Here is a 263-nt window from a genome sequence, read left to right on the forward strand (position 1 = left end):
GCCTTGGTGGCGTTGCCGTCTGCCCGCGCCAGCGCGCGGCGCAAGAAAGCCCGTTCCGAGTCAGCGAACGAGGTGGCTTCTTCGCCACCGAGGATATTCGAAGCCGTGCGGCGGCCCCCGAGACACGCGTTGGTCAGTTTGAACCGATGCCTTGCAGCGAAGGTCGCGCCGATGACCAGATCGTCCCGATCAACGGCCAGCAAGGCTGCATCGCCGCCTGGCAGATTGGCAGCGATGATCCGGTACGAGGCGACATGCGCGCG

At 66.2% G+C, this 263-nt stretch carries 1 protein-coding gene; it reads right to left on the minus strand.

The genetic code is table 11. From position 1 onward, the window contains the following. On the minus strand, positions 1-263 hold a 263-nt coding region (locus ACNEUN_RS06275), incomplete at both ends, for a hypothetical protein (protein ID WP_463631580.1).

This window comes from Gardnerella sp. C0684A1, from assembly GCF_055326835.1.